The following is a 1,706-nucleotide window of genomic DNA, read 5'->3' as shown; positions in this document are numbered from 1 at the left end:
GGTGTCGCCGGCCTTGATCGCGGCGAGGGAGGCGGCATGCATGGCCTCGGCGCGCTCCATCGCCATCTCGGCCAGCCGGTCGAGCATACGCGCGGCCTGCCCGGCATCGGCTTGCTCGGGGGCCGGTGCGGCTGGCTGCGGAGTGGAGTCGGAATGCGCCTTGTCCATAGAACGTAGCATGAACGAGAACGATCCACCCGCGCAATGAACATTGCGTTAACAACGCCTCAGGCCGGTGCGGACGGCGCGATTCCTGGATCGCCACGGCGCTCCGCGCCTCGCGATGACGGCGAGGGATTGGCGGCTGCTCAACCCACACCGTCATTGCGAGCGCAGCGAAGCAATCCATGGCGCAGCTCGTGCGGGACGATGGATTGCTTCGTCGGCTTCGCCTCCTCGCAATGACGGTGGGGGGTGCAGCACCAAGCGCTGCCGGGTACCCCTCCGTGCGTCTACCCGCCCTGGGCCTCGCGCCAGATCTTGACCAGCGGCCCGTCGGCGCCCAGCACCGGGTCGGTCTCGGGCACCGGCACGGCGCGGATGCTGTCGCGCAGGGCACGGCCGTCGCCCTCGCCTTCCCTGATCAGGTCCGGATCCTGGCCCGGCGGATAGGCGCCGATGACCAGGAGGTCGCCGCTGCCTTCCTCGCGTTTGTGGCCGACCCCGGCCGGGATAACCACCACGTCGCCGGCCAGGAGCTCGAGCGACATGCCGGAGGCGCCGCCGAACCGCACCCGGGCGCGKCCGCCGGCGATGCCCAGCACCTCATGCGCGTTGCTGTGGAAATGGTGGAACGTATAGATGCCGTTGCGCCAGCCCTTGCCCCAGCCGTTCTGGCCGAAGCGCGCCTCGATCGCCGTGGCGACATCGCCGAGGCTGAGGCCGCTGGGCTGGCGATAGACCAGGAGCGGCAGGGCCGGATTGTTCGGCACCGCGCCGCCATCCTCGAAGTAGTGGGCCTCGACGCCCAGATCGGCTTCGGTCATGGCCTGTCTCCTCGGCTGCTGCCCAAGGAGTCTGGTCCGAAGCCGGCGGGCGGCAAGGGCTGGAGATTGCCGGACACCGTAGGTTGGGTTCGCATGGCGAACCCAACATCTCGCCGCTGGTGCCGTGGCCTGTTGGGTTCGCAATCGCGAACCCAACCTACAGCCGAACTGCTACGCCAACGACTTCGCCACGTCCTCGCACATCTTCTTGGCGTCGCCGAAGAGCATGAGGGTGTTGTCGCGGAAGAACAGCTCGTTCTCGACGCCGGCATAGCCCGAGGCCATCGAGCGCTTCACGAACAGCACCGTCTTGGCGTTCTCCACATCCAGGATCGGCATGCCGTAGATCGGGCTCGCCGGATCGGATTTGGCGGCCGGGTTGGTGACGTCGTTGGCGCCGATCACGAAGGCGACGTCGGCCTGGGCGAAGTCGCGGTTGATCTCCTCCAGCTCGAACACCTCGTCGTAGGGGACATTGGCTTCGGCCAGCAGCACGTTCATGTGCCCCGGCATGCGGCCGGCCACCGGGTGGATGGCGTAGCGCACATCCACCCCTTCCTTCTTCAAGAGGTCCGACATCTCTCTCAAGGCATGCTGCGCCTGCGCCACCGCCATGCCGTAGCCCGGCACGATGATCACCGAGCGGGCATTCTTCATCACGAAGGCCGCGTCCTCCGCCGATCCCTGCTTCACCGCACGGTCGCCCGCAGGGCCGCCGGC

2 protein-coding genes are annotated in these 1,706 nt (G+C 67.9%); both read right to left on the bottom strand.

Annotated features, from left to right (window positions below; all coding sequences use genetic code 11):
- Positions 1 to 452: 452 nt before the first annotated feature.
- A complete protein-coding gene (locus AB4Z01_RS36230; protein ID WP_441701693.1) occupies positions 453 to 986 on the bottom strand; it encodes a cupin domain-containing protein in 534 nt (177 codons plus the stop codon).
- A 171-nt stretch (positions 987 to 1,157) separates the two neighbouring features.
- Positions 1,158 to 1,706, bottom strand: a 549-nt coding sequence (locus AB4Z01_RS36225; protein ID WP_441701691.1) for an NAD(P)(+) transhydrogenase (Re/Si-specific) subunit beta, incomplete at its 5' end; no start/stop codon positions are given.

Source organism: Inquilinus sp. YAF38, from assembly GCF_052113205.1.
GTDB lineage: Bacteria > Pseudomonadota > Alphaproteobacteria > DSM-16000 > Inquilinaceae > Inquilinus.
The sequence above is the reverse complement of the archived record's forward strand: the minus strand, read 5'-3'. Positions and strand labels throughout refer to the sequence as shown.